We start from the raw sequence: 23,508 nt of genomic DNA, 5'->3' as shown, positions 1-23,508 counted from the left end.
CACAATGCGTTGCATACATCCGACGCAATCATGGCTCTAGACGGCGACATGGCTCCGCAGGCACCGACAGCAAACCAACCACTTTTCAGCGAACCCGGCACGCGTGACGGGCGCCGTCTGCTTGCGCTGCCAGGCGTGGTCGCGGTTGTGGGCGCCCTGGTGACGGCGGCGATCTCGTTCACCATCCTTGTCGGCGCCACGCCGATCACGCCCAACGAATCGACGACGCTGGCGCTGATTGCGCTCAACGCCGCTTTCGTCCTGTTCCTCATCGCGCTGGTCGGACGCGAAGTGCATCGCATCCTGATGGCGCGCCGGCACGGCAAAGCCGCCTCGCGGCTGCATGTTCGCATCGTCGCCATGTTCGCTCTGGTCGCCGCCATTCCCGCCATCATGGTGGCGATCATCGCGTCGATCACGCTCGACATCGGCCTCGACCGCTGGTTCGAGATCCGCACCAAGACGATCGTCAATTCGTCGCTGTCGATCGCCGACGCCTATGTCCAGGAAAATGCCCGCAATCTCCAAGGCACGACACTGTCGATGGCCTATGACCTCGATGCGTCGCGCACACTCTATGGCCTTGATCGCACTGGCTTTCTCGACCTGATGAACAAGGAAGCCGTGGGCCGCTCGCTTGCCCATGCGGCGCTGATCAAGCCGGATGGCTCCTTCGTCATGAGCGCCAAGACCGATACGGATTTCGCCATGCCCGAGCCGCCAGAAGGCGCGGTGGCCAGCGCTGCCGACGGCAAGCCGGTGCTGATCGAACCGAAAACGCGCAACATCATGGGCGCCATCGTCAAACTGCGCGAGATCGAAGGGCTCTATCTCTACACCATTCGCCTCGTCGATCCCGAAGTGATCAAGGCGCGGCAGATCGTCAGGTCCAACACCGACGAATATCGCGGGCTGGAGGACAACAGGCGCACCTCGCAGGTGGCCTTCGCGCTGCCCTATCTGTCGTTGACGCTGATCATCATCCTGTCCGCGATCTGGACCGGCATTGCGGTTGCCGACCGTCTGGTGCGGCCCATTCGCCAGCTCATCGGTGCCGCCGACGAGGTGGCGACCGGCAATCTCGACGTCGCGGTTCCCGTCAGGCCATCCGACGGCGATGTCGCCTCGCTCGGCGATACGTTCAACAAGATGCTTCTGGAACTGAAATCACAGCGCAACGAGATCCTGTCGGCCAAGGACCTGATCGACGAACGGCGCCGCTTCTCGGAAGCCGTGCTCGCCGGCGTCACCGCCGGCGTCATCGGCGTCGATCCCTACGGCATCGTCACCATCGTCAACCGCTCGGCCGAGGCGATGCTGGCCATCTCCGCCAGCGCCGCTCTTGGACAGAATCTCTCCGCCGTGCTGCCGCATGTCGGCCGCGTCTTCGAGATCGGCCGCAAGTCCGGCAAGCCTGTCTATCGCGAGCAGGTGACCTTCTACCGTGCCGGCGCCGAGCGGACCTTCAACGTGCAGATCACCATCGAAGCCGGTGACGACGGCTCGGAGGAGAAATCCTATGTCGTGACGGTCGACGACATCACCGATCTGGTTCAGGCGCAACGCTCCTCCGCCTGGGCCGACGTGGCGCGGCGCATCGCCCATGAGATCAAGAATCCGCTGACGCCGATCCAGCTATCCGCCGAGCGCATCAAGCGACGCTTCGGCAAGGTCATCACCGAGGATCGCGAGATTTTCGATCAATGCACCGACACCATCATCCGGCAGGTCGAGGACATCGGCCGCATGGTCGACGAATTCTCGGCTTTCGCGCGCATGCCTAAGCCCGAGATGAAAGCCATCGACCTGCGCGAATCGTTGCGCGAGGCCTCGTTCCTGGTTGAAGTCAGCCGCGCCGACATTGCTTTCGAGCGCGTGTTCGGCAACGAGCCGCTCAAGGGCACCTTCGACAGCCGCCTGATGGCGCAGGCTTTCGGCAATGTGATCAAGAACGCCGCCGAAGCGATCGACGGACTGGAACAGAAGGACGGTTCGCACGGCATAATCCGGATTCAAGCCGGGCGCCAGAATGGCGCGATTCGCATCGACGTCATCGACAATGGCAAAGGCCTGCCGCGCGAGAATCGCCAACGGCTGCTCGAGCCCTATATGACCACACGCGAGAAGGGCACCGGGCTCGGTCTCGCTATCGTCAAGAAGATCGTGGAGGACCATGGTGGCAGGCTGGAACTTCATGATGCCCCTGTGGATTTCCACAATGGGCGCGGCGCGATGATCAGCATCATCCTGCCGCCCGCGGCCGCTGCGTCTCCACCACGCGGCGAAAGCAGGTCGGAAAACGAAAGAGAAACTGAAAAGGTCGGTAATGGCGTCTGATATTCTCATCGTCGATGACGAGGAAGACATCCGTGAACTCGTCGCGGGCATCCTGAGCGACGAAGGTCACGAAACCCGCACGGCATTCGATGCCGACAGCGCGCTCGCTGCTATAGCTGATCGCGCGCCGCGGCTGATTTTCCTCGACATCTGGCTGCAGGGCTCGCGCCTGGACGGGCTGGCTTTGCTCGACGAGATCAAGACGATGCACCCGACCTTGCCCGTGGTGATGATCTCCGGCCACGGCAACATCGAAACGGCGGTCTCCGCCATCCGTCGCGGCGCCTATGATTTCATCGAAAAACCGTTCAAGGCCGACAGGCTGATCCTTATTGCCGAGCGTGCGCTCGAGACCTCGAAATTACGGCGCGAGGTTTCCGACCTCAAGCTCCGCAGCGGCGAAACCTTCGACCTGATCGGCATGTCGTCGGCGATGAGCCAGTTGCGCCAGACCATCGAACGCGTCGCCCCGACCAACAGCCGCGTCATGATCATCGGCCCGTCAGGCTCGGGCAAGGAACTGGCCGCACGCGCCATCCACACGCTGTCGGCGCGCAAGACCGCACCATTCGTGACGCTGAGCGCCGCCAACATCACGCCCGAGCGCATGGAGATCGAGCTGTTCGGCACCGAATCCAACGGCGTCGAGCGCAAGGTCGGCGCGCTGGAGGAGGCTCATCGCGGCATCCTCTACATCGACGAGGTGGCCGACATGCCGCGCGAGACGCAGAACAAGATACTGCGCGTGTTGGTCGAGCAGCAATTCGAGCGGGTAGGGGGCACCAAGCGGGTCAAGGTCGATGTCCGCATCATTTCCTCGACCTCCCAGAACCTCGAGGCGATGATCGCCGACGGCCGTTTCCGCGAGGATCTTTATCATCGCCTGGCGGTGGTGCCGGTCATGGTGCCGGGACTGGCCGAGCGGCGCGAGGACATTCCCTATCTCGTCGACAATTTCATGAAGCAGATCGCCCGCCAGGCCGGCATCAAGCCGCGCCGCATCGGCGACGACGCGCTGGCCGTGCTGCAGGCGCACAATTGGCCGGGCAACGTTCGCCAGCTGCGCAACAATGTCGAGCGCCTGATGATCCTGGCCCGCGGCGACGACGTCGATGCGCCGATCACCGCCGACCTGTTGCCGGCCGAGATCGGCGATGTCATGCCGCGCACGCCGAATCAATCCGACCAGCACATCATGGCGCTGCCGCTGCGCGAGGCGCGCGAACAGTTCGAGAAGGATTATCTGATCGCCCAGATCAACCGCTTCGGCGGCAACATCTCGAAAACCGCCGAGTTCATCGGCATGGAGCGTTCCGCCCTGCACCGCAAGCTGAAGTCGCTGGGCGTCTGACGCACAGCGCCCAGCCAGCCGCGCCTGGGCCAAGCATTTGCCGGTTACGGCGGCGGCGGAATCGCATAAGAAAGCCCGAGAATTTCTGAGGGGTCGCCAATGCCGCGCATTGCCTATGTCAACGGGCGCTACGTCGCTCACGGGGACGCTGCCGTGCATATCGAGGATCGCGGCTATCAGTTCGCCGACGGCGTCTATGAGGTCTGCGAGGTGGCGCGTGGCTTCATCGTCGACATGCCGCGCCATCTGGCCCGGCTGAACCGCTCGCTGACCGAATTGTCGATCGCCTGGCCGGTCACCTCTCACGTGCTGCCGCTCATCCTGCGCGAGGTGGTCAACCGCAACCATGTCGCCAACGGCCTGGTCTATGTCCAGGTGACGCGCGGCGTTGCCAGCCGCGACTTTGTCTTCCCTTCCGCCGACACCAAGCCGTCCCTGGTGGTGACCGCCAGGAAGGCCGATCCTGCTGCTGGGGCAAAGCGAGCCGAGACCGGCATCGCGGTCATCACCGTGCCCGAGAACCGCTGGGACAGGGTCGACATCAAGAGCGTCGGACTGCTGCCCAATGTCTTGGCCAAGCAGAAGGCCAAGGAAGCTGGTGCGCAGGAAGCCTGGTTCGTCGACACCGACGGCAACGTCAAGGAAGGCGGCTCGTCGAATGCCTGGATCGTCACCCGGGACGGTGTACTGGTGACCCGGCCGGCCGAGCATGGCATCCTGCGCGGCATCACCCGCACGACCATGTTCGAAGTGGCGGCCAAGCTCGGCCTGAAGATCGAGGAGCGCGGCTTTTCCGTTGCCGAGGCCAAGGCGGCACGTGAGGCGTTCATCAGTTCCGCAACGACAATCGCCATGCCAGTCGTGGCCATTGACGGCGATACCGTCGCCAATGGACACCCCGGCTCAATAACACTTTCGTTGCGGCAGGCCTTTTTTGACATTGCGGAAAAAAGTCCAGCCTGATAACCGCACAGGTGGAATGAACATCAATATATCTCGTTCTGCTTGTCGTTACTGACGACAAGACGGTGTTTGCGAGCTTGACATGCGCCCGTTAATTTGGCGCATTGGCTTGCAAACCGAAGGGGATCGGCGAAAGACAAGAACAATGGCGGAACGATCGCAAAACCTTCAGGACCTGTTCCTGAATTCAGTTCGCAAGAGCAAGAACCCACTCACCATCTTCCTCATCAACGGCGTCAAGCTGACCGGCGTGGTCACTTCGTTCGACAATTTCTGTGTGCTGCTGCGCCGTGACGGTCACTCCCAGCTCGTCTACAAGCACGCCATTTCCACGATCATGCCGAGCCAGCCGGTTCAGATGTTCGATGGCGAGGAAAGCCAGGGCGCCTGATTGGCACGTGAGAAAGACGCGGACGCTACCGTTCGCGGAAAACCAGCGCATCATCCTGGGACGGAAGCCAAGGGCCCGACCCGGGCCGTTGTCATCGTGCCCGTCCTTACCCGCCACCAGCGCAACGACGACGAGACCAACCGCCCACGGCTGATGCGTTCGGCTGACGCTCGCCACGACGAGGCCGTCGGCCTTGCCCGCGCCATCAACCTTGACCTGATCCACACCGCGGTGGTGACCGTCAACGATCCGCGCCCGGCAACGTTGCTCGGCAGCGGCAAGGTCGCCGAGTTCGCCGAGATCGTCAAAGAGGGTCAGGCGGAGGTGGTTGTCGTCGACCATCCGCTGACCCCGGTGCAGCAGCGCAATCTCGAAAAAGAGCTGAACGCCAAGGTGCTGGATCGCACCGGGCTGATCCTCGAGATCTTCGGCGAGCGCGCCCGCACCAAGGAAGGCACGCTGCAGGTCGAGCTTGCCCATCTCAACTACCAGAAGGGTCGTCTCGTACGCAGCTGGACCCATCTTGAGCGCCAGCGCGGCGGCGCCGGCTTCCTCGGCGGTCCCGGCGAAACGCAGATCGAATCCGACCGACGACAGTTGCAGGAAAAGATCATCAAGCTGAAGCACGAGCTGGAAACGGTGCGGCGCACCCGCGACCTGCACCGCGCCAAGCGCCGGAAAGTGCCGTTCCCGGTGGTGGCGATCGTCGGTTACACCAACGCCGGCAAATCGACGCTGTTCAACCGGCTGACCGGAGCGGATGTACTGGCGCAGGACATGCTGTTCGCCACGCTCGATCCGACGCTGCGCCGCGTGCGCCTGCCGCATGGCACGCCGATCATCCTTTCGGACACGGTCGGCTTCATTTCCGACCTGCCGACGCATCTGATCGCCGCTTTCCGCGCCACCCTGGAAGAGGTGGTCGAGGCCGATCTCGTCATCCACCTGCGCGACATTTCCGACCCCGATACAGCCGCCCAGGCCGAGGATGTCGAGCGTATCCTGGCCGATCTTGGCGTTGATGCCGGTGATGCCAAGAGGGTCATCGAAGTGTGGAACAAGATCGACCGGCTGGACGAAGGCAACCGCATCCGGCTGCTTGCCGACGGCGCCGACGCCAGCAAGGCGCCGCCGATTGCGGTGTCGGCTGTGACCGGTGAGGGCATCGATGCGCTGAAGGCGATCATCGAAACGCGGATGGCGGGCGAGCTCGAAGACCTGACGGTGACGATCGAGCCGGCACAGTTCGGCCTTGTCGACTGGCTTTATCGCAATGGCGACGTCGTTTCGCGAACCGACAATGATGACGGCAGCGCCACCATCTCGCTCAAGGCCACACAAAGCGCCCGCGAAGAGATCGAAAGCAGATTGCGTCGCAAAAACAACGGATAACGCAGGTTATTTCGCGGTCTTGGCTTCCTGCCACAGTGCTTCCATCTCGGGCAGATTAGCCTTTTCCAACGTGCTGCCGGATTTTTCCAGGGCCTGCTCGACATAATGGAAGCGTGAGCGGAATTTTTCGTTGGTGCCGCTCAGAGCGGCTTCCGAATCGAGCTTGAGGTGCCGGCCGAGATTGACGACCGCAAACAGCATGTCGCCGAACTCGTCCTTGATCGAGGCGGTGTCCCCCTTGGCCAGCGCCTCGCGCAACTCGCCGATCTCTTCCTCGATCTTGTCGAGAATGGGCGCCGCCTCGCTCCAGTCGAAGCCGACGCGGGCGGCCTTCTCCTGAAGTTTTAGTGCCCGCGTCAGCGCGGGCAGGGCGAGCGGCACGCTGTCCAGAAACCCCTTGCCGTTGTCTTCAGGGTCGAGACCGCGGGCGAGGCGGGCGCTTCGCTTCTCCGCCTTCTCTTCGGCCTTGATCTTTTCCCACATGCCTTTTGCCATGCCGGCGCTGCGGGCCTTTTCGTCGCCGAAGACATGCGGGTGGCGACGGATCATCTTCGTCGTGATGGCTTGCACCACGTCAGGGAAGGCAAACTCGCCGGCTTCCTCGGCCATCTGGGCATGATAGACGACCTGCAGCAGAAGGTCGCCCAGTTCGTCGCGCAGATCGTCGGGATCGCCGCGCGCAATGGCATCCGCCACCTCATAGGCTTCCTCGATCGTATAGGGCGCAATGGTCGAGAAATCCTGTTCGATGTCCCAGGGACAGCCGGTCTTCGGCGCCCGCAGCGCCGCCATGATCTCGATCAGGCGCGAAATGTCTTTTGATGGCGTCATCTAGAGCTATTCCAGGAAAAGTGTGAAACGGTTTTCTGTCCGGAATTGCGTCAAAACAGTCTATCGGATGCTATCGCGCCGCCGGCCGCGCGGCCAACGCTGTCAGCCGGCAAGGTGGCCTTGTCCACAGGTGCTGGGTACCCAGCCTGTCAATCGAGAACCGAAACGATCGCCTTGGCGAGCTCGTCCATCCCATCCTCAGGCAGGCCGGCGACATTGATGCGGCTGTCGCCGACCATGTAGATGCCGTGCTCGGCACGCAGCCGCTCGACCTGCGCTTCCGTGAGGCCAAGGCGGGAGAACATGCCGCGATGGCTGGCGACGAAATCGAAACGGTCGGAATTGGACTGCCGGCGCAGCGCCTCGGCGAACTGGACCCGGAGCCTGAGCATGCGCAGGCGCATCTCTTCAAGCTCGGCCTCCCAGTCCGCACGCAAGACTGCATCTTCCAGCACGATGCGCACCGCGGCAGCACCATGGTCCGGCGGCATCGAATACATGGCGCGCGCCGCCGATAGCATCTGGCTCATCGCCACGTCGGCCTGTGCGCCGTCCCTGGCCAGGACCATCGCCGCGCCGACACGGTCGCGGTAGACGGCGAAATTCTTCGAGCAGCTCGACGCGACGACCATTTCCGGAACTTTTGCCGCCAGCAGGCGCAAGCCGAGGGCGTCGGCCTCAAGGCCATCGCCAAAGCCCTGATAGGCGATGTCGACAAACGGCAGCAGCTCGCGCTCGACGACCAGATCGGCAACGGCTGCCCACTGGGCGGCATCCAGATTGGCGCCGGTCGGGTTGTGGCAGCAGCCATGCAGCAGCACGACGTCGCCGCTGTTTGCTGTCCGCAACGCTGCCAGCATGTCGTCGAAGCGCACAGCGCCCGAGGCGGCATCGAAATAGGGGTATTCGCGGATCTGCAGGCCGGCGGCGCGCATTACCGGCATGTGGTTCGGCCAGGTCGGGTCCGACAGCCAGATGGTTGCATCCGCGCGTGTCCGCTTGAGCAGTTCCGCCACCAGCCGCAGCGCGCCGGAGCCGCCGGGCGCCTGTGCGGCGCGGATGCGCGTCATGTCGGCGCCCGGACCGAAGGCGAGCTTGGCCATCACCGTGTTGAAGCCGGTATCGCCGGCAAGGCCGAGATAGGTCTTGGTGTCCTGACCCTGCAACAGCCGCTTTTCAGCTTCGCGCACGGCGCGCATGACCGGCGTCTTGCCGTCGCGATCCTTGTAGACGCCGACGCCGAGGTCGACCTTGTCGGGACGCGGGTCGGCGCGATAAAGGCCGATCAGGGCCAGGATCTTGTCGGCGGGGGCGGGCTGCAGGGCTTCAAACATCGATACGGCTCCAATGGCGGCGGAGTGATACGCAAATCGGTCGCGTTTCGCCAGCGCTTTTCCTGCCGCCTCAGCCTGTGCAATGTGATGTCGGTTTACCGTTCAAGGGATGGCTGCCCGATGCTCGTACGTCTGACGTTGATCTGCAATGGCGCCACGGCGGCAACCCGGCAAGGGTCGTTTCCGCTGGATGAACCGCTCGAGCAGCGCTCGATCACCCTTGCGAAGGCGATGCGCGCAACACTGCGTCGCGCCGACCGCGTGTGGACAAGTCCAGCACTTCGCGCGCGCCAGACTGCCGATGCGCTGGCGTTGGACGCCTCGATTGAACCGGTGCTGAGAGACCAGGACCATGGAAGCTGGGCAGGCAAACGTTTTGACGAGATCCAGGCCGAGCACCCCGAGGGCATCGCCGCCTGGCTCACGGATCCGGATGCGACTCCGCATGGTGGCGAGTCGCTTGTCGACGTCGCGCGCAGGGCCTCGAACCTGATGGGCGGATTGATCGCCGAGCGCGGCCACACCGTCGCGATAACCCATGCCAGCGTCATCCGCACCGCGATCGTACACGTTCTCGGCGCGCCGCCTGCCGCCTGTTGGAGGATCGATATCGAGCCGCTGAGCGTTACCGATTTCCGCAGTGACGGCCACAGATGGGTGCTGCGCGCCTGCGGTGTAACGGCGCCGAAACCAGAAAATCTCCGTCGGACGTGAAGTCGGTTACGAGGCGAGGGCAGAAGCGAACGATGTCCTGCAGCGAACCCGGTTAAGAAAATTGGCAAGGCAGGGATTAAAATCCCCACATGCTCCGTAAACAGGACATGAAACCGTCGATGCCACGCTTTGACATCATAGGACAGCTCGGTTCGCTGCGCCGCTACGCGCGCTCGCTGACGCGCGACAGCACGGACGCCGAGGATCTCGTGCAGGACGCGCTGGTGCGTGCCTATGAGCGGCGTGGCACCTTCCGCTCCGGTAGAAACCTGCGCGCCTGGCTGCTGTCGATCGTCCACAACGCCTTCATCGACAAAATGCGGTCCCGCAGGTCTGAAGCCGCGCGCGTCGAACAGGCCGGATATCTTGCCGAGGGCAGCACGCCGGCGCCGCAGGAGCATTCGTTGCGCCTGGCGCAGGTGCGAGAAGCCTTTTTCAGCCTGCCGGAAGAACAGCGCTCAGCGCTGCACCTCGTCGCCATCGAAGGCCTTTCCTACAGCCAAGCCGCCGAGGCCAGCGGCGTGCCGCTGGGCACGCTGATGTCGCGCATAGGCAGGGCGCGCGCCGCCCTGCGCGAGATGGAGGCGGCTCCCGCAAAGGCGAAAAACCACCTCAGGATCGTTGGAGGCCCGTCATGACAGCTACTGTCGATCCCGTGACGGATATCGACCTCGACGCCTATGTCGACGACCAGCTCGACGTCACCCGCCGCATCGAGGTCGAGGCTTTCCTGTCCGCTCGGCCGGAGGCCGCGGCACGCGTGATGTCGGATCTCAGAACCCGCGATGAACTGCGCGTGGCGCTTGCCGGCTCGAAGGGCATGGCGCGGCCCGCGACCGCCGATGCCGCGCGGCGGCTGGAGAGGGGACTTGCCCGCGGCCGCATCTTCGGTGTGTTGCAGCGTGCTGCGGCGGTCGCCGCCTTCGTCGCCGCCGGCTGGCTGGCGAACGGCATCATCGGGCCGATGTCGGTGACAAAGGTCGTTGCCTCGCCGCAGCCGCCCGCCTATGTCGACGAGGCGGTGCGGGCCCATAGGACGACGCTGGTGCGCGAGAGCATGCCCTCGCAGCCGGAAGCGCCCAACTACAACGCCGGCGAGATCCGCGCCGCGACCGCCATCGTCATGCCGTCACTGCCGACGGACTGGAAGGTCCGCGACGTGCAGATCTATCCGTCGCGCTTTGGCCCGAGCGTCGAGATGGCGGTCGAGACGAAAGACATGGGGCTGGTGTCGCTGTTCGCGATCCGGCCCGGAACCTTCGACGTCGTCAAGCCGACCATCGCGCCTTCGGGCGACATTTCCTCGGCTTATTTCCAGATCGGCGAGGTTGCCTATGCGGTGGTCGGACGAAGCGAGGTCCACGACCTCGACCGCGCTGCCGAGACGCTCGCCAAGACGCTTTACTGATCGATCCACGCTTTACTGACCGATCCACAAAGGAGACTTCAAATGAACACCCCCAATCTGGGATATCGCGTCGGCGCCGGCGCCCAAACCGGAGCCATCTTCGACGAGGGCCTGCGCCAGCACATGCTGCGCGTCTACAACTACATGGGCGTTGGCCTGGTGGTCACCGGTCTGGTCGCCTTCATGATCTCGTCGACGCCGGCGCTCTACGTGCCGATCTTCTCCAGCCCGCTGAAATGGGTGGTGATGCTGGCGCCGCTCGCCTTCGTCATGCTGTTCTCGTTCAAGATGCAGACCATGTCGGCGGCCAGCGCCCAGGCGATGTTCTGGGCCTTCTGCGCGGTCATGGGCCTGTCGCTCGCTTCCGTGTTCCTCGTCTTCACCGGAACCAGCATCGCGCGCACCTTCTTCATCGCAGCCACCATGTTCGGCGCCACCAGCCTCTATGGCTACACGACCAAGCGCGACCTGACCCAGTTCTCGTCGTTCCTGATCATGGGCCTGATCGGCGTGGTGATCGCCAGCATCGTCAACATCTTCCTCGGCTCGACCGCGCTGCAGTTCGCCATCTCGGTGATCGGCATTGCCGTGTTCATCGGCCTGACGGCCTGGGACACGCAGACGATCAAGGAACAGTATGCCGAGAATTTCGACGCGGAATCGCGCCAGAAGCTCGCCGTCTTCGGCGCCTTCTCGCTCTATCTGAACTTCATCAACATCTTCCAGCTGCTGCTGAACTTCACCGGCGAACGCGAGTAATCCGGACCGTAGCAGGCAACATTTCGCATCTTGCCGTGGCCGGAGGGCAACCTCCGGCCACGGTTTTTCATTTTAGGGCAGCATTTGTCATATGTGCGGTGGATCGTTCACCACAGCCGAGTGAGGTGCGATATAGTCTGCCGCTCTTGAGTTCAGGCGTTGCCCCTTGCTAGCCTGCCGCCCACGCCAAACAGCCGCGGGGACACATGGAACAAGACAGTCTGACGCTTCATGGTGACGGCATCTCGGCGACCGTCGTCGGGCAGGGCGCCGAACTGGTCTCCCTGCGCGATGCCGACGGCACGGAGTTTCTGTGGCAGGCCGGCCCGGAATGGCGGCGTCATTCGCCGGTGCTGTTCCCGATCGTCGGGCGGCTCAAGGGTGATCAATTGCACCATCGCGGCCAGACCTGTCCGATGACGCAGCACGGCTTCGCGCGCGACAAGCCGTTTGCCTGGGCGCAGACGGGGCCAGGGTCCTGCACGCTGGTGCTCACCGATGACGCCGACACCCGCGCGCACTACCCCTTCGCCTTTCGGCTTGAAGTGACCTACGCGCTGGACCGCAAGCAACTTAGTGTGAGCTTCGACATCGCCAACACCGGCGATGAGCTGCTGCCCGCGTCGATCGGGGCGCACCCGGCGTTCAATTGGCCATTGCTTCCGGATCTGGCCAAGACGGATTACCGGCTGACCTTTTCCTCCGCCGAGCAGGCGCCGATCCGCCGCCTGAAGGACGGCCTGCTGCTGGAAACGCCACAGCCGACGCCCGTCGAAGGCAAGATACTCGCGCTCTCCGAACGCCTGTTTGACGAGGACGCGGTGATCATGGACCAGCCTGCCAGCACCAGCGTGCGTTATGCCGCCCAGCGTGGTCCGGCGCTAGAGATGTCGTGGCAGGGATTTCCCGAATTGGGCGTCTGGTCGAAGCCGGGCGGCGCTCCGTTTCTGTGCATTGAGCCCTGGCACGACATCGCCAGCCCGGTGGATTTCGACGGCGATTTTGTCGACAAGCCGGGCCTGATGCTGATCGCGCCCGCGGCGAAGCGCGTGCTGAGCTATCAGATGCGATTGCTGTGATGGCGTGAGCCGGCGGTCGGCGCATCGGATGTCGCGTCTCAAACCGTGGATTTTCTTGGGAATCTCCCGGCGAGGCAGGAAGCCGTTCTCACACCTGCCGCACGATGGTGCCGATCACATTGACGAGAAGGCGCGCGGCGGTCAGGGCTGACAGGCCGTCAATATCGGCTGGGGGATAGAGCTCCACCAGGTCGAATCCCGCGATCCTGGCCCGTGTGCCAAGGCCGGCGATCAGGTCGATCACCTGCGTGTAGGTGAGGCCGCCGGGCGTACGCGCCGCCACGCCCGGCATGATGCTTGGATCGATGCTGTCGCAGTCGAGGGTGACGACGACCCGCGCGCCTTCCGGAATATGCCGGAGCGCGACTTCGACACCCTGGGCGTGAACCTCGCGGGCGGTCACGAAGCGGCTGCCATAGCGCCGTGCCGCTTCGATCTCGGCGATGCCTGCGCTACCGACGCTGCGCAGACCGACCTGCACGATTCCGGCGACATGCGGCATCTCGCTCGCTCGGCGCATCGGGCTCGAATAGCCATAGTGCTCGCCATGGACCTCATCGCGCCAGTCGATATGGGCGTCGATCTGCAGGACCCAGACCGGCCCGTGGTCCGCAAAGCCGGCGAGGAAGGGAATGGTCATGGAACAGTCGCCGCCGATCAGGATCGGCACAGCCGGCAATGCCAGGATTTCGCGCATTTTCGCCTCGATCCGGGCCCGGTTGCCGGAATTGTCATGCATGGTGGTCAAGATATTGCCTGCGTCGATGCAAGAGACCGGCTTGCCGTCGAACAGCGGGCCGCCGAGATCGAAATCCCAGTGCTCGACCAGCGCGGCATCGTCCTGGCTCGCGGCGCGGATGGCGTCGGCGGCCAAGGCATGGCCGCTGCTGTCTTGGCCGGGATAGGTGCTGCCGTGACCGGCCCCGAAGATCACCGCACGGGGCACCCGGCCATCGGCAAGGCGGTCGGGTAAGCCGAGAAAGGGAGGCGAGGCGGTCATTTCTTGATGATCCTGATTGTGAATCCCAGAAAGGCGCGACAGGGCGGCCTGAGACACGCTAGCCGCTTCGTCGGCAAGACGCCATCATCGAGACCCTCTTCCTGTCGCCGCCGTGAGCGCCCGCTCGGGTTCAGCTTGTCGGCCTGGTTCAAGCCTGACCTTTGAATCGCTGACAGCGACGCAACGTCCAAGTGAAGCGGTGACGGCGGCGCGCCGGGCCGCATCAGAAAGTCGCATAAGATAGATTATGGAACTAACGCATGGACCGAGAACTGGAAATTGCGGCTGATTTTCATGGGCTTGCGCCAATCGTGGCGTATTGCCTTGAGCAGATAGCCAACGCTAGGCTGTCGAAATGACGAGAGCAAGCAGCCAGATCGAAGCGGCGATCGAGGTGTTCGTGCATAGCTTCAGTGCCGACAGAAGCCGCACCTTTCCCTACGAGGCCAGCCGCGTTGGGCCGTTGTGGCTGATGCGCGACGCCGAGCGCAAGAATCCCCGCGACTATCGTGGCGAGGAATGGGTCGTCCATGACATCGCCGCTCAAGCGGCCGATGCCATCGTGCGGCAGCATGCACGACCGGGCTTTGCCATTTCCGTTGTGATCGCGAACGAGGATCCGGACGGGCCGACACGAACCGCCTACAAAGCTCTCGGCTACCGGCTGCTTCGGACCGAAGGCTTTTTCGTCCACCGATTGCGCCAGATTCCGAGCCCTCCAGCGGTTGCTTCGGTCGAACGCGTGCAGACAGCCGAACGGGCGGCGCAGTTGGGAAAGATCATCCGCAGGCAGCCGATCGCGGACGATTTGCTCGGCGACAGTGCGCCGTTCCGCCAGTATGTGGCAGTCGATGGCGCCGATATCGTTGGGCGCGTGCGCAGCTTGGATGCCGTGGGAGCCACGTGGTGTTCGAGCATGTATGTCGAGCCTTCGCACCGGCGTCGCGGCATTGGCCAGGCTTTGATGTCGAAAATGCTGCACGACGATCGGGCGCGTGGGTCGAGGTGCTCGGTGCTGGCTGCAACCCACGCCGGGGCGCTGCTTTATCCCCGGATGGGCTACGAGCGGATCGGAACGCTGCTGATATTTGCACCAAGGAGCCGAAAGGCCTCATGAGGGTCTATCCGCATCACACTGATTCATAAGGGATTTCAATCACCATGCCATCATAGGCCGGTTCGACGTTGGCTGGCGTCTCGGCCATTACCGTGGCGTAGTCGAGCGGTACATGCATATGCGTCAGCACGGCGTTTCCTGGCGTCAACCGCTCGATCCATTCAAGCGCCTCGCCAAGTGACAGGTGACTTGGATGCGTCCGGTACTGCAGTGCGTCGATGATCAGCACATCGAGGTCGCGCAGCCGTTCGGCGGTGGCCTCCGGAAAGCCACTGATGTCGGGGCAATAGGCGAGCCCGCCTATGCGGAAGCCGAGCGATATGATGTCGCCATGGATCTGCGGCAACGGCTCGAGGGTGAGGGCACCCCCCTCTCCTTCGATGACCACCGGTCTGGCGTGGTCGATGAGATGCGGCTTGACGATCGGCGGATAGGAACTGCCTTGCGGTGTCTCGAAGCAATATCCGAACGCTTCCCGCAGCCGAAGCATCGTTGCCTTGTCGGCATGGACATCGATCAGCTGGCGCCGATCGAGGACGAAACCGCGCAGATCGTCGATGCCGTGTATATGGTCGGCGTGCGGGTGCGTATAGACGACCGCATCGATGCGTTTGACGCAAGCCAGCAGCATCTGCTGGCGAAAATCCGGTCCGGTGTCGATGACGACGGTCGTGCGGCCGCCGTTCGCCGCGATCCGCTCGACGAGCGCGGCGGCGCGCGTGCGCCGGTTCTTCGGATTGTCCGGGTCGCACTTGCCCCAGTCGCCGGTGATGCGCGGCGTACCTGGCGACGAGCCGCAGCCGAGAATGGTGAGGCGCAGCCGATCAGTCATCGTTCAGGCATTTTGCTCGGGCCAAGCACTTTGCTCGGGAGGTCGCGGCATCTTGCCGAACAGGCGCAAGAAATTGTTCGTCGTCAGATCAGCGATTTCAGCTTCACTGACGCCGATTGTCTCAGCCAGCACCTTGGCAGTGTGGGCGACATAGGCCGGTTCGTTGCGCTTGCCGCGAAACGGTATGGGCGCCAGATAGGGCGCGTCGGTTTCGACCAGCAGGCGGTCATGCGGCACATCGGCGGCAATGGCGCGCAACTCAGCTGAATTCTTGAAGGTCAGGATGCCCGAAAAGGACACGTATCCACCGAGCGCGACGCCCACTTCGGCAAGCCGACGCCCCGAGGAAAAGCAATGCAGGATGAAAGGGAAGGCGCCCTTCCCTGTTTCATTCTCGAGAATATCAGCCATATCGTCATCGGCATCGCGCGAATGGATGACCAGCGGCAGCCCCGTTTCGCGTGCGGCGGCGATGTGATTGCGAAAGCCTTGCGCCTGTGCATCGCGTGGCGCCTTGTCGTAGAAATAGTCGAGACCGGCCTCGCCGATCGCCACCACCTTGGGGTGGGCAGCCAGCCGCACCAGATCAGCCGATGTCACGTCCAGCTCTTCTTCGGCATTGTGCGGATGGGTGCCGACCGAACAGTATACCTCATCGAAAGTATCTGCGATTTCAAGGATTTGCTGAAACCGCCTCACGCGGGTTGAGATCGTCACCATGCGGCCGATTCCGGCCGCCTTGGCGCGGGCGACAATAGCCGTTCGCTCCTCGGCGAAATCTGGAAAATCCAGATGGCAGTGACTGTCGACGAGCATCAGACGTTCGCTTCCGGCTGTTCGACGTAACGCGGAAACACCCCCTCGGGCACGGGCAACGCAATGCCCGGCACCAGCGCATGGTCGGCGTGGACATGCGCGAAATCGCGCCTGTCCGCCGGGACCGCCAGCAGATCGAGCAGCTTGTTGGCCGAGCCCGGGACGAAGGGCTGACACAGCACCGCCACGCGACGCACGACCTCGGCGGTCGTCCAAAGCACGGTTTCCATCCGCTCCGGGTTGGTCTTCTTCAACGCCCATGGTGCCTCGCCGGCGAAGTATCGGTCGGCCTCCGCCACCACACCGAAGATCGACGCCAGCGCCAGATGGATAGCCTGCTCGGCCATCGCCTTGCGCGCGGTGTCGAGAGCAGCGACGGCCTGGTCCAGGATCGCGCTGTCGGCATCCGTCAGGTCGCCGCGCTGCGGCACCACGCCGCCGCAGTTCTTGGCGATCATCGACAGCGAGCGCTGCGCCAGATTGCCGAGGCCGTTGGCAAGATCGGCATTGGTTCGGTTGACGATCGCTTCATGGCTGTAGCTGCCGTCGTTGCCGAACGGCACCTCGCGCAGGAAGAAATAGCGCACCTGATCGAGGCCGTAGTGCTCGACCATCGCGAATGGATCGACAACGTTGCCAACCGATTTCGACATTTTCTCGCCGCGGTTGAACAGGAAGCCGTGCGCGAAAACGCGCTTTGGCAACTCGATACCGGCCGACATCAGGAAGGCCGGCCAATAGACCGCATGGAAGCGGACAATGTCCTTGCCGATGATGTGCGTGGCCGGCCAATAGCGCCATTGCTCGGCCTTTGTGTCGGGATAGCCGGCGGCGGTGATGTAATTGGTCAAGGCGTCGACCCAGACATACATCACATGCTTGTCGTCGCCTGGCACCGGCACGCCCCATTTGAAGGTCGTGCGCGAGATCGACAGATCCTTCAGCCCGGACTTGACGAAGCTCATCACCTCGTTGCGGCGCTCAGTCGGACCGACGAAGTCGGGCTGGCTCTCATAAAGTGCCAGCAATTTGTCCTGATAGGCCGAAAGCCGGAAGAAGTAGCTTTCTTCCTCGTTCCATTCGACGGGCGAGCCAAGCGGCTCGCGACGCACGCCGTCGTCGCCGACAGTCGTCTCGCCTTCGTCGAAATAGGCTTCCTGGCGAACCGAGTACCAGCCGCTATAGCGGTCGAGATAGATGTCGCCATTGGCGGCCATCGCTTTCCAGATTGCCTGGCAGGATTCATAGTGGCGCGGTTCGGTCGTGCGAATGTACTCGTCATTCGAGCCGCCCATCGCCTCGGTCATCGCGCGGAAAATCGCCGAATTGCGGTCGGCCAGCGCCAGAGGCGTTATGCCTTCCTTCTCGGCCGTCTGCTGCATCTTGAGGCCATGTTCGTCGGTGCCGGTCAGGAAGAACACGTCCTTGCCGTCCAGGCGCTGGAAGCGAGCCAGCGCGTCGGTTGCAATGACCGTATAGGCGTGGCCGATATGCGGCTTGCCGTTCGGATAAAAGATCGGGGTGGTGATGTAGAATGTGTCGCGTGACATGAATGAACCGTCATGAATGTCTGAATGGAAGCCGTGGCGGTGGATATCGCATCGGAATGGCGATTGCCATCCCGGTGGAGCCGTCACATTCGCATTGCAGAATTCAGGCGGTCGATCATGGTCAAGGCGTGCTGCTTCTTGTCGAGATTGTAGGTATCGGTCTCAGATATAGCGTCAAGCGCCTCATGCCAAGTGTCCGACAGCGTTTTGGCCCGTGCGAGATCGCCCGCCAGCGCTGCCTGGCTTGCCGCGTCCGACAACAGGTCGAGCGCCCGGCGGTTGAAGATATCGAACTGGATCGCCTGGTCGCGTCCGGCCACGGCTTCGGCAAGGCGAAACGCGCCGCCGACATCGCTCTTTCTTCCCGCCACCAGGGCGTCGAGCGTCGAGGCGATCTCGAGCCCGCCATACTGCGTCAACAGGATGGCGTTGCGGGCGCTGCCCCCTGCCCGCTCGACCAGTGCCGCGCGCGCCGCCGGGTCGTCCGGCGGCGGCGGTTCCGCCGTTTCCAGCACCGCCATCAGCTCGTCGGCGTCAAGCGGCGTCAATCGCACCACCTGGCAGCGCGACCGGATCGTCGGCAGCAGGCTGCCCGGTGCGTGGACGATCAGGATGAACAGGGTTCGTGCCGGCGGCTCTTCGAGATTCTTCAGCAAGGCATTGGCGGCATTGGCGTTCATGTCGTCGGCCGGGTCGACGATGACGACCCGGTAGCTGCCGTCATGAGAGGTCAACGAGAGGAAGCGGCTGACCTTGCGGATTTCATCGACGGTGACGACTGTCTTGAAACTCTTGGTCTTGTCGTTCAGCGGCCGGGTCAGATGCAGCACCGAAGGATGCGCCCCGGTGGCGATCTGGCGAAACAGCGACGACGCCGGATCGGGAGCGGCAAGGCTTTCCGGCGCTTGCGCGGAATCCGGGTGCTTCAGGAGATGATGCGCAAGATGGAAGGCCAGCGTCGCCTTGCCGATGCCGACCGGTCCGGAGAAGATCAGCGCGTGCGGCAGCTTTCCCGCGCGATAGGCGGCGGTGAGTATGCCTGCGGCCTGGCTGTGCCCGACCAGCAATGGAGTCTCGGATGGCTCTGGCACCCCGTCCAGCGTGTCGTGCTGTTCGGGTGCGATGCGCTCAAAAATCATGCCGGTGTCGCCTGCCTGTCGCGCGCCGGCGTTCTCGCTTCCAGCGCCGCGAAGACGGCGGCGGTGACGACATTCTCGACCGCATCGGGATCGGCGGCTGCGTCGACCACGATACAGCGTTCCGGCTCGGCCGCGGCGATCGCCAGGAACGCCTCGCGGCGCGCCTGGTGGATTGCCAGCGTCTCCTTTTCGAAGCGGTCGGCGGCTGCCTCGGTGCCGCGCCGCAGCGTTGCGCGCCTCAGGCCTTCCGCCGGATCGATATCGAAGATCAGCGTCATGTCCGGCATCATGCCGTTGATGGCAACCTGCTCCAGCGTATCCATGAACACCGGGTCGATGCCACCGGTGACACCCTGGTAGACACGCGAGGAATCGAGGAAACGGTCACAAAGCACGATGGAACCACGCTCGACCGCCGGCCGGATGACCTGCTCGACATGGTCGGAACGCGCGGCGGCGAAAAGCAGCGCTTCCATCTTCGGCCCGAATGGTTCGGCCGCACCGGAAAGCAGCACGTGCCTGACTGCTTCGGCGCCCGGCGAGCCGCCCGGTTCACGGGTAAGGAGGACATCGTATTTCTTGGCGCGCATCTTCCTGGCCAGCCGCTCGATCTGCGTCGACTTGCCTGCTCCTTCGCCGCCTTCGAAGGTGATGAAAAATCCGCGCGCCAATCGAAAGGCCTTTGTCCTTGCATGAGTGGATTGATTGTAGCGCTCTAGATAGTCCGCGTTCGGGAAAACGTCCATGCCGTCGCTTCTTTGCTCTTATGCATGTCGTTCCCCCCAAAACCGGGGCCACTTTCGAGCGACATGCATTAGCGCAGCCAACCGATCGCCAATTCCTTGACGGCATCGAGCGCGCGCTGCGGCAGCGTGCCGACGCCGATCGATTCGGCAGCGAAAAGCGGCGTCTCCTGGCTGAGCGTGTCGCCGATCCAGACGCGCAGGGAGCCCACTGGCTGCCCCTCCTCCACGGGTGCCGCGACCGGGCCGCTGTAGACGATCCTGGCGGTCAGCTTGTCGCGGTTGGTGATCGGCAGGAAAATGTCGATCGGGCCCTTCGCCTTCAGCGTCACGCCGGATTTCGCGCCGCCAAAAACCTGGGCCTCGCCGACCACTTCGTCCTTGGCGAAGATTTCGGTCTTCTCGAAGGAGCGGACGCCCCAGTCGAGCAGCTTGCGCGCCTCCTCGGCACGCTCCTTGTCGTTCGCCAGCCCGCTCATCGCCGCGATCACCCGCGTGCCGTTGTGGCCGACCGAACCGACGATGCCGAAACCCGACGTCTCGCTCGCGCCGACCGCCAGGCCGTCGGCGCCGATGTCCATCGCCAAAAGCGGGTTGCGGTTCCTCTGCGAGATTTTGTTCCAGGTAAAATCCTTCTGGCCGTAATAGCGATAGAAATCCGGATAATCGCGCCACAGGTGCACGGCAAGCAGTGCCAACTCGTGCACGGTCGTCTGCTGGCCATCCGCCGGCAGGCCGGTCGAATTGACGAAAGTCGATGTCTTGAGGCCGATCTGGCGGGCGCGTTCGGTCATCTGCGCGGCAAAATTGTCTTCGGATCCCGACATGCCTTCGGCAATGACGATGCAGCCGTCATTGGCCGCCTGCACGGTCACGCCCTGAATCAAGTCCTCGAGCCGGATCGACGACTTGAGCTTGGCAAACATCGTCGATGTTCCCGAAGGCGCGCCACCCTTGCGCCAGGCGTTTTCACTGACCACGAACGTATCGTCGAGCTTCAGGCGGCCGGACTTGATGGCGTTGAAAACCAACTCCATGGTCATCAGCTTGGCCATCGAGGCCGGCTGTATCGGCTTGTCGGCATCCTTCGAAAACAGCACCGTTCCGGTCTCGGCATCGATCATGAAGACCTGCGCGGCCTTGGTCTCGAACAGCTGCGCACGAGCCGGATCCTGGGAAAACAGCAGCAGGCCAAAAACCAGAAGCCCGGCGAGAGGCGGGAGCAAGCGCAATTGCATGATGTTCGACCCATTGGCCGGCACGGCCGGCAAGCCCGCGAAAAGTATCAAGCTTTTTGCGCGGCGGATCAACCGCGCAGCGGAAATCCGACCAGGCTTGCGCTCAGTTGCGCACAGCCAGTGCATCGGGCGCGCCATGCGACCATGCTGCCTGCAGCAAATCATCCAGATTGCGGTGGCCATCGGGATAGAGATTGACCGAATACCAATCCTCGCCATCGAGTTCCGAGCGCTGGATCTCGATCTTGCCATACGCAGCGAGCTGAGCGGCAATGCGCTTGGCCTCCGCTGCATCCTCGAACGAACCCGCCGCGACGTAGTCGGTGGACGCACCGGCCGTTGGCGGCTGCCGCTTCCACGATTGAAGCACGTCGGACGGCGACATGCCGTCGCCACCCAGCGCGGCAAAGGCATTGGAGGCGCGCTCGACCCGCTCGTCTGCATAGGACAGCGAGGCCACGGCAAACGGCGATTGCGGCGGCAGACTGATTTCCGGCCGCTCCGGCACGATCGGTCCGAAATCGGGCAGCGCCAGATCGCCGTAAGCCGGCGACTGCGCCGACATCACCGGCTGGACCGAGCCTGAATCGGTCAACTGCCCCGGGAACGGCACAGCGGCAGTGCCTGCAGGCAGGCTTGGCGAAGGACCGTTCATGGCGACCATGACGCCGGTCGGCAGCCCGTCCGACGGATCCGGCGCCCTGTTGCCGGGGTGGTAGGAGGCCATCAGATACTGGTCGTCATCGCCGTCGAGCGGTGCACGGCCGACATATTCGACCTTCACTTGAGCTGTGCCGGTGTTGGCATAGTCAAGCATCTGGGCGGCGCGCTCCGACACATCGATGATGCGGCCTTCGTGATACGGGCCGCGATCATTGACGCGAACGATGACCGAACTGCCGGTCTTGAGATTGGTGACGCGGGCATAACTTGGCAGCGGCATGGTCGGGTGCGCTGCCGTCAGCTGGGCCGTGTCGTAGACTTCGCCGTTGGCGGTAAGCCGGCCGTGGAAGGCATCGCCATACCAGGAGGCGAGGCCGACCTTGGCGTAGCGCTTGTCTTCCTTCGGGTAATACCACTTGCCGCGGACCTGATAGGGCTTGCCGAGTTGATCCCGGCCACCGCCACGTTGAATGCGCCCATTCTGGGAGATCACACGCGGGCTTGCCTTCACGCCATATTCGGATTCGGCGAAATATTCCTTGGAGCGGGTCTTCTTGTAGACCATCGCTTTCGGCTCAGGCTGCGACGCGCAAGCCGCCAGCAAGGCGGCCGACATGGCAAACAACGCGACTGTAGCAGCGCGACGAAGACGCGGGTGCGTCACAGCCTGCATGTTCCTGATGTCCCCTTCGGTCTCAACTCAGGACGCCGCGTTCACCATCAGAGGAGCCAAAACACTCACCCGACAAATACCAACGACGCCTGGAACCCCGATCCTTTGTGCGCAGGAATTGTTTATCACGGTATTAACCGATTGTGGCCGGAACCGGGCAAGATTGTGACGCCCTCACTGGCCGAGCATTCTGAAAAGTCACCGCTTTTTCGTTGTCCCGAGCGAAGGCCATGTCGTGGCCCCTGCCAGAGAGCGGCTGGTCCTGCTTCTGTCGGGCCATGCCTGCCGGTTGACAGGCCTTTGTCGGGCACACTAGAGCAGTGAACCGCGACTGCTGGAGGAATGGCCGAGCGGTTTAAGGCACCGGTCTTGAAAACCGGCGTGGGTGCAAGCTCACCGTGGGTTCGAATCCCACTTCCTCCGCCATTGGTCGACGCAGCCAGCGTGAATGAAAAGCGCGTCGGGCTGGCGGCTCTCTGCTATGCCGCCCCAAGGCGAGGGCTTCAATAGTCCAGTAATTTCGCGGCGCATCTTGGTATCTGATATTTGGCTGACGCCGCGTCCGACGCCGCTCTTTCGGCATCCGTCCTGCAGAGCGGCAACATGGTGACCGTGAAGCCGGCGTTTCCCATGCACTTTTCCAGGAATCGATTCCTGAGAGAGTCATTAGCGTCATAAGTCTGAGCTGTGGCTGGAATGTTGACACCGCCCGATTGGTTGCATGTGGTCGTGCTTCCAAATGTGTTGCAATGGACAGTACCGGGAATGTTGAGGCCCGACTGAACATCGGTTGCCATCGCCTGAGGAATTTCCTTAAACGAAGCGATCCGACACTGGTCCATGGCAGCTTGCGTTCCGGGACCATCTACTCCCGGCTTCGAAAGATATGTGATCTGCTGATTGACGGTAGTGCATGCAGCCAGGCTCAGACCAACAAGCAGCACCACCCGAACTTTGCGCATATGTCCCCCGATTGGCCCTGAAAATAGAAACTAGACTAACGTCGAAGATCAGGCCCTACAAAAGGTCCGCTTGCGAAAAATGCGGTCGCAAGGAGTCCGGGGTTCCCTCGTTATCTTGAAGTTCTATGGAGCGCCTTATCTGATCTTGTTCGGATTCAGCCGGTAAGCAAGGCATACTCAATAAAGCCCAAAGCGCCTACCAATAATTCGGAAACA

Annotated in this window: 22 protein-coding genes and 1 tRNA gene; 12 read left to right on the top strand and 11 right to left on the bottom strand. The window is 62.9% G+C overall.

Annotated features, from left to right (window positions below; translation table 11 throughout):
• The first annotated feature begins 48 nt into the window (after positions 1-48).
• From ACZ89F_RS14430 to hflX, 5 genes are all read left to right on the top strand, one after another.
• A complete protein-coding gene (locus ACZ89F_RS14430; protein ID WP_476092544.1) occupies positions 49-2,337 on the top strand; it encodes a sensor histidine kinase NtrY-like in 2,289 nt (762 codons plus the stop codon).
• Complete coding sequence (gene ntrX / locus ACZ89F_RS14425; RefSeq protein ID WP_056588733.1) at positions 2,327-3,688, top strand: nitrogen assimilation response regulator NtrX; 1,362 nt, start codon at positions 2,327-2,329, stop codon at positions 3,686-3,688. The genes ACZ89F_RS14430 and ntrX overlap by 11 nt, the downstream gene beginning before the upstream one ends.
• A gap of 99 nt (positions 3,689-3,787) precedes the next feature.
• Positions 3,788-4,651 carry a D-amino-acid transaminase gene (locus ACZ89F_RS14420; RefSeq protein ID WP_476092543.1) on the top strand — a complete coding sequence of 288 codons (864 nt, stop codon included), beginning with the start codon at positions 3,788-3,790 and terminating at the stop codon, positions 4,649-4,651.
• Positions 4,652-4,796: 145 nt separating this feature from the next.
• Positions 4,797-5,042, top strand: a complete 246-nt coding sequence (gene hfq, locus ACZ89F_RS14415) for an RNA chaperone Hfq (RefSeq protein ID WP_006202172.1) — start codon at positions 4,797-4,799, stop codon at positions 5,040-5,042.
• Positions 5,043-6,434, top strand: a complete 1,392-nt coding sequence (hflX, locus tag ACZ89F_RS14410) for a GTPase HflX (RefSeq protein ID WP_476092541.1) — start codon at positions 5,043-5,045, stop codon at positions 6,432-6,434.
• A 6-nt stretch (positions 6,435-6,440) separates the two neighbouring features.
• On the opposite strand, the gene mazG is transcribed toward hflX, so the two are convergent.
• Positions 6,441-7,265: a nucleoside triphosphate pyrophosphohydrolase gene (mazG, locus tag ACZ89F_RS14405; protein WP_476092540.1), complete on the bottom strand. Its 825-nt coding sequence runs from the start codon at positions 7,263-7,265 to the stop codon at positions 6,441-6,443.
• A gap of 149 nt (positions 7,266-7,414) precedes the next feature.
• Positions 7,415-8,599, bottom strand: coding sequence for an amino acid aminotransferase (locus ACZ89F_RS14400; RefSeq protein WP_476092539.1), 1,185 nt, complete (start codon positions 8,597-8,599; stop codon positions 7,415-7,417).
• Between the two features lie 120 nt (positions 8,600-8,719).
• Here ACZ89F_RS14400 and ACZ89F_RS14395 point away from each other — a divergent pair, with 120 nt between their 5' ends.
• From ACZ89F_RS14395 to ACZ89F_RS14375, 5 genes are all read left to right on the top strand, one after another.
• Positions 8,720-9,313 carry a histidine phosphatase family protein gene (locus tag ACZ89F_RS14395; protein WP_476092538.1) on the top strand — a complete coding sequence of 198 codons (594 nt, stop codon included), beginning with the start codon at positions 8,720-8,722 and terminating at the stop codon, positions 9,311-9,313.
• Positions 9,314-9,432: 119 nt separating this feature from the next.
• Positions 9,433-9,951 carry a sigma-70 family RNA polymerase sigma factor gene (locus ACZ89F_RS14390; protein ID WP_476092536.1) on the top strand — a complete coding sequence of 173 codons (519 nt, stop codon included), beginning with the start codon at positions 9,433-9,435 and terminating at the stop codon, positions 9,949-9,951.
• Complete coding sequence (locus ACZ89F_RS14385) at positions 9,948-10,721, top strand: anti-sigma factor family protein (protein ID WP_476092535.1); 774 nt, start codon at positions 9,948-9,950, stop codon at positions 10,719-10,721. Before ACZ89F_RS14390 ends, ACZ89F_RS14385 begins: the two co-directional genes overlap by 4 nt.
• Positions 10,722-10,763: 42 nt before the next feature.
• Entirely contained in the window at positions 10,764-11,480 is a 717-nt protein-coding gene (locus ACZ89F_RS14380) for a Bax inhibitor-1/YccA family protein (RefSeq protein WP_023812012.1), read from the top strand.
• Positions 11,481-11,686: 206 nt separating this feature from the next.
• Positions 11,687-12,559 carry an aldose 1-epimerase family protein gene (locus ACZ89F_RS14375; protein WP_476092534.1) on the top strand — a complete coding sequence of 291 codons (873 nt, stop codon included), beginning with the start codon at positions 11,687-11,689 and terminating at the stop codon, positions 12,557-12,559.
• A gap of 88 nt (positions 12,560-12,647) precedes the next feature.
• Here the strand turns inward: ACZ89F_RS14375 and ACZ89F_RS14370 are convergent, their stop codons facing one another.
• Positions 12,648-13,559: an agmatinase gene (locus tag ACZ89F_RS14370; protein ID WP_476092533.1), complete on the bottom strand. Its 912-nt coding sequence runs from the start codon at positions 13,557-13,559 to the stop codon at positions 12,648-12,650.
• Positions 13,560-13,914: 355 nt separating this feature from the next.
• Here ACZ89F_RS14370 and ACZ89F_RS14365 point away from each other — a divergent pair, with 355 nt between their 5' ends.
• Positions 13,915-14,676: a GNAT family N-acetyltransferase gene (locus tag ACZ89F_RS14365; RefSeq protein ID WP_476092532.1), complete on the top strand. Its 762-nt coding sequence runs from the start codon at positions 13,915-13,917 to the stop codon at positions 14,674-14,676.
• Positions 14,677-14,689: 13 nt separating this feature from the next.
• Here ACZ89F_RS14365 and ACZ89F_RS14360 read toward each other — a convergent pair whose 3' ends face one another.
• The 7 genes from ACZ89F_RS14360 to ACZ89F_RS14330 all read right to left on the bottom strand — a co-directional run bounded on the left by ACZ89F_RS14360 (position 14,690) and on the right by ACZ89F_RS14330 (position 22,330).
• Positions 14,690-15,508, bottom strand: a complete 819-nt coding sequence (locus ACZ89F_RS14360; protein WP_476092530.1) for an MBL fold metallo-hydrolase — start codon at positions 15,506-15,508, stop codon at positions 14,690-14,692.
• Positions 15,509-15,511: 3 nt separating this feature from the next.
• On the bottom strand, positions 15,512-16,324 hold the full coding sequence (locus tag ACZ89F_RS14355; protein ID WP_476092529.1) for a TatD family hydrolase: 813 nt from the start codon (positions 16,322-16,324) through the stop codon (positions 15,512-15,514).
• Positions 16,324-17,874: a methionine--tRNA ligase gene (gene metG / locus ACZ89F_RS14350; RefSeq protein ID WP_476092528.1), complete on the bottom strand. Its 1,551-nt coding sequence runs from the start codon at positions 17,872-17,874 to the stop codon at positions 16,324-16,326. The genes ACZ89F_RS14355 and metG overlap by 1 nt, the downstream gene beginning before the upstream one ends.
• Positions 17,875-17,957: 83 nt before the next feature.
• Positions 17,958-19,013 carry a DNA polymerase III subunit delta' gene (locus tag ACZ89F_RS14345; RefSeq protein ID WP_476092527.1) on the bottom strand — a complete coding sequence of 352 codons (1,056 nt, stop codon included), beginning with the start codon at positions 19,011-19,013 and terminating at the stop codon, positions 17,958-17,960.
• Positions 19,010-19,684, bottom strand: a complete 675-nt coding sequence (gene tmk, locus ACZ89F_RS14340) for a dTMP kinase (protein WP_476097285.1) — start codon at positions 19,682-19,684, stop codon at positions 19,010-19,012. Before tmk ends, ACZ89F_RS14345 begins: the two co-directional genes overlap by 4 nt.
• 143 nt (positions 19,685-19,827) lie before the next feature.
• Positions 19,828-20,994, bottom strand: a complete 1,167-nt coding sequence (locus ACZ89F_RS14335) for a D-alanyl-D-alanine carboxypeptidase family protein (RefSeq protein ID WP_476097284.1) — start codon at positions 20,992-20,994, stop codon at positions 19,828-19,830.
• 103 nt (positions 20,995-21,097) lie between these two features.
• Entirely contained in the window at positions 21,098-22,330 is a 1,233-nt protein-coding gene (locus ACZ89F_RS14330; RefSeq protein ID WP_476092525.1) for a septal ring lytic transglycosylase RlpA family protein, read from the bottom strand.
• A gap of 336 nt (positions 22,331-22,666) precedes the next feature.
• Between ACZ89F_RS14330 and ACZ89F_RS14325 the strand changes: the two genes are divergently transcribed.
• Positions 22,667-22,756, top strand: a tRNA-Ser gene (locus ACZ89F_RS14325).
• 77 nt (positions 22,757-22,833) lie between these two features.
• On the opposite strand, the gene ACZ89F_RS14320 is transcribed toward ACZ89F_RS14325, so the two are convergent.
• On the bottom strand, positions 22,834-23,292 hold the full coding sequence (locus tag ACZ89F_RS14320) for a hypothetical protein (RefSeq protein ID WP_476092523.1): 459 nt from the start codon (positions 23,290-23,292) through the stop codon (positions 22,834-22,836).
• Between the last annotated feature and the right edge of the window lie 216 nt (positions 23,293-23,508).

The organism is Mesorhizobium sp. USDA 3734 (assembly GCF_056279665.1).
This window is presented reverse-complemented; position numbering and strand designations above follow the sequence as displayed.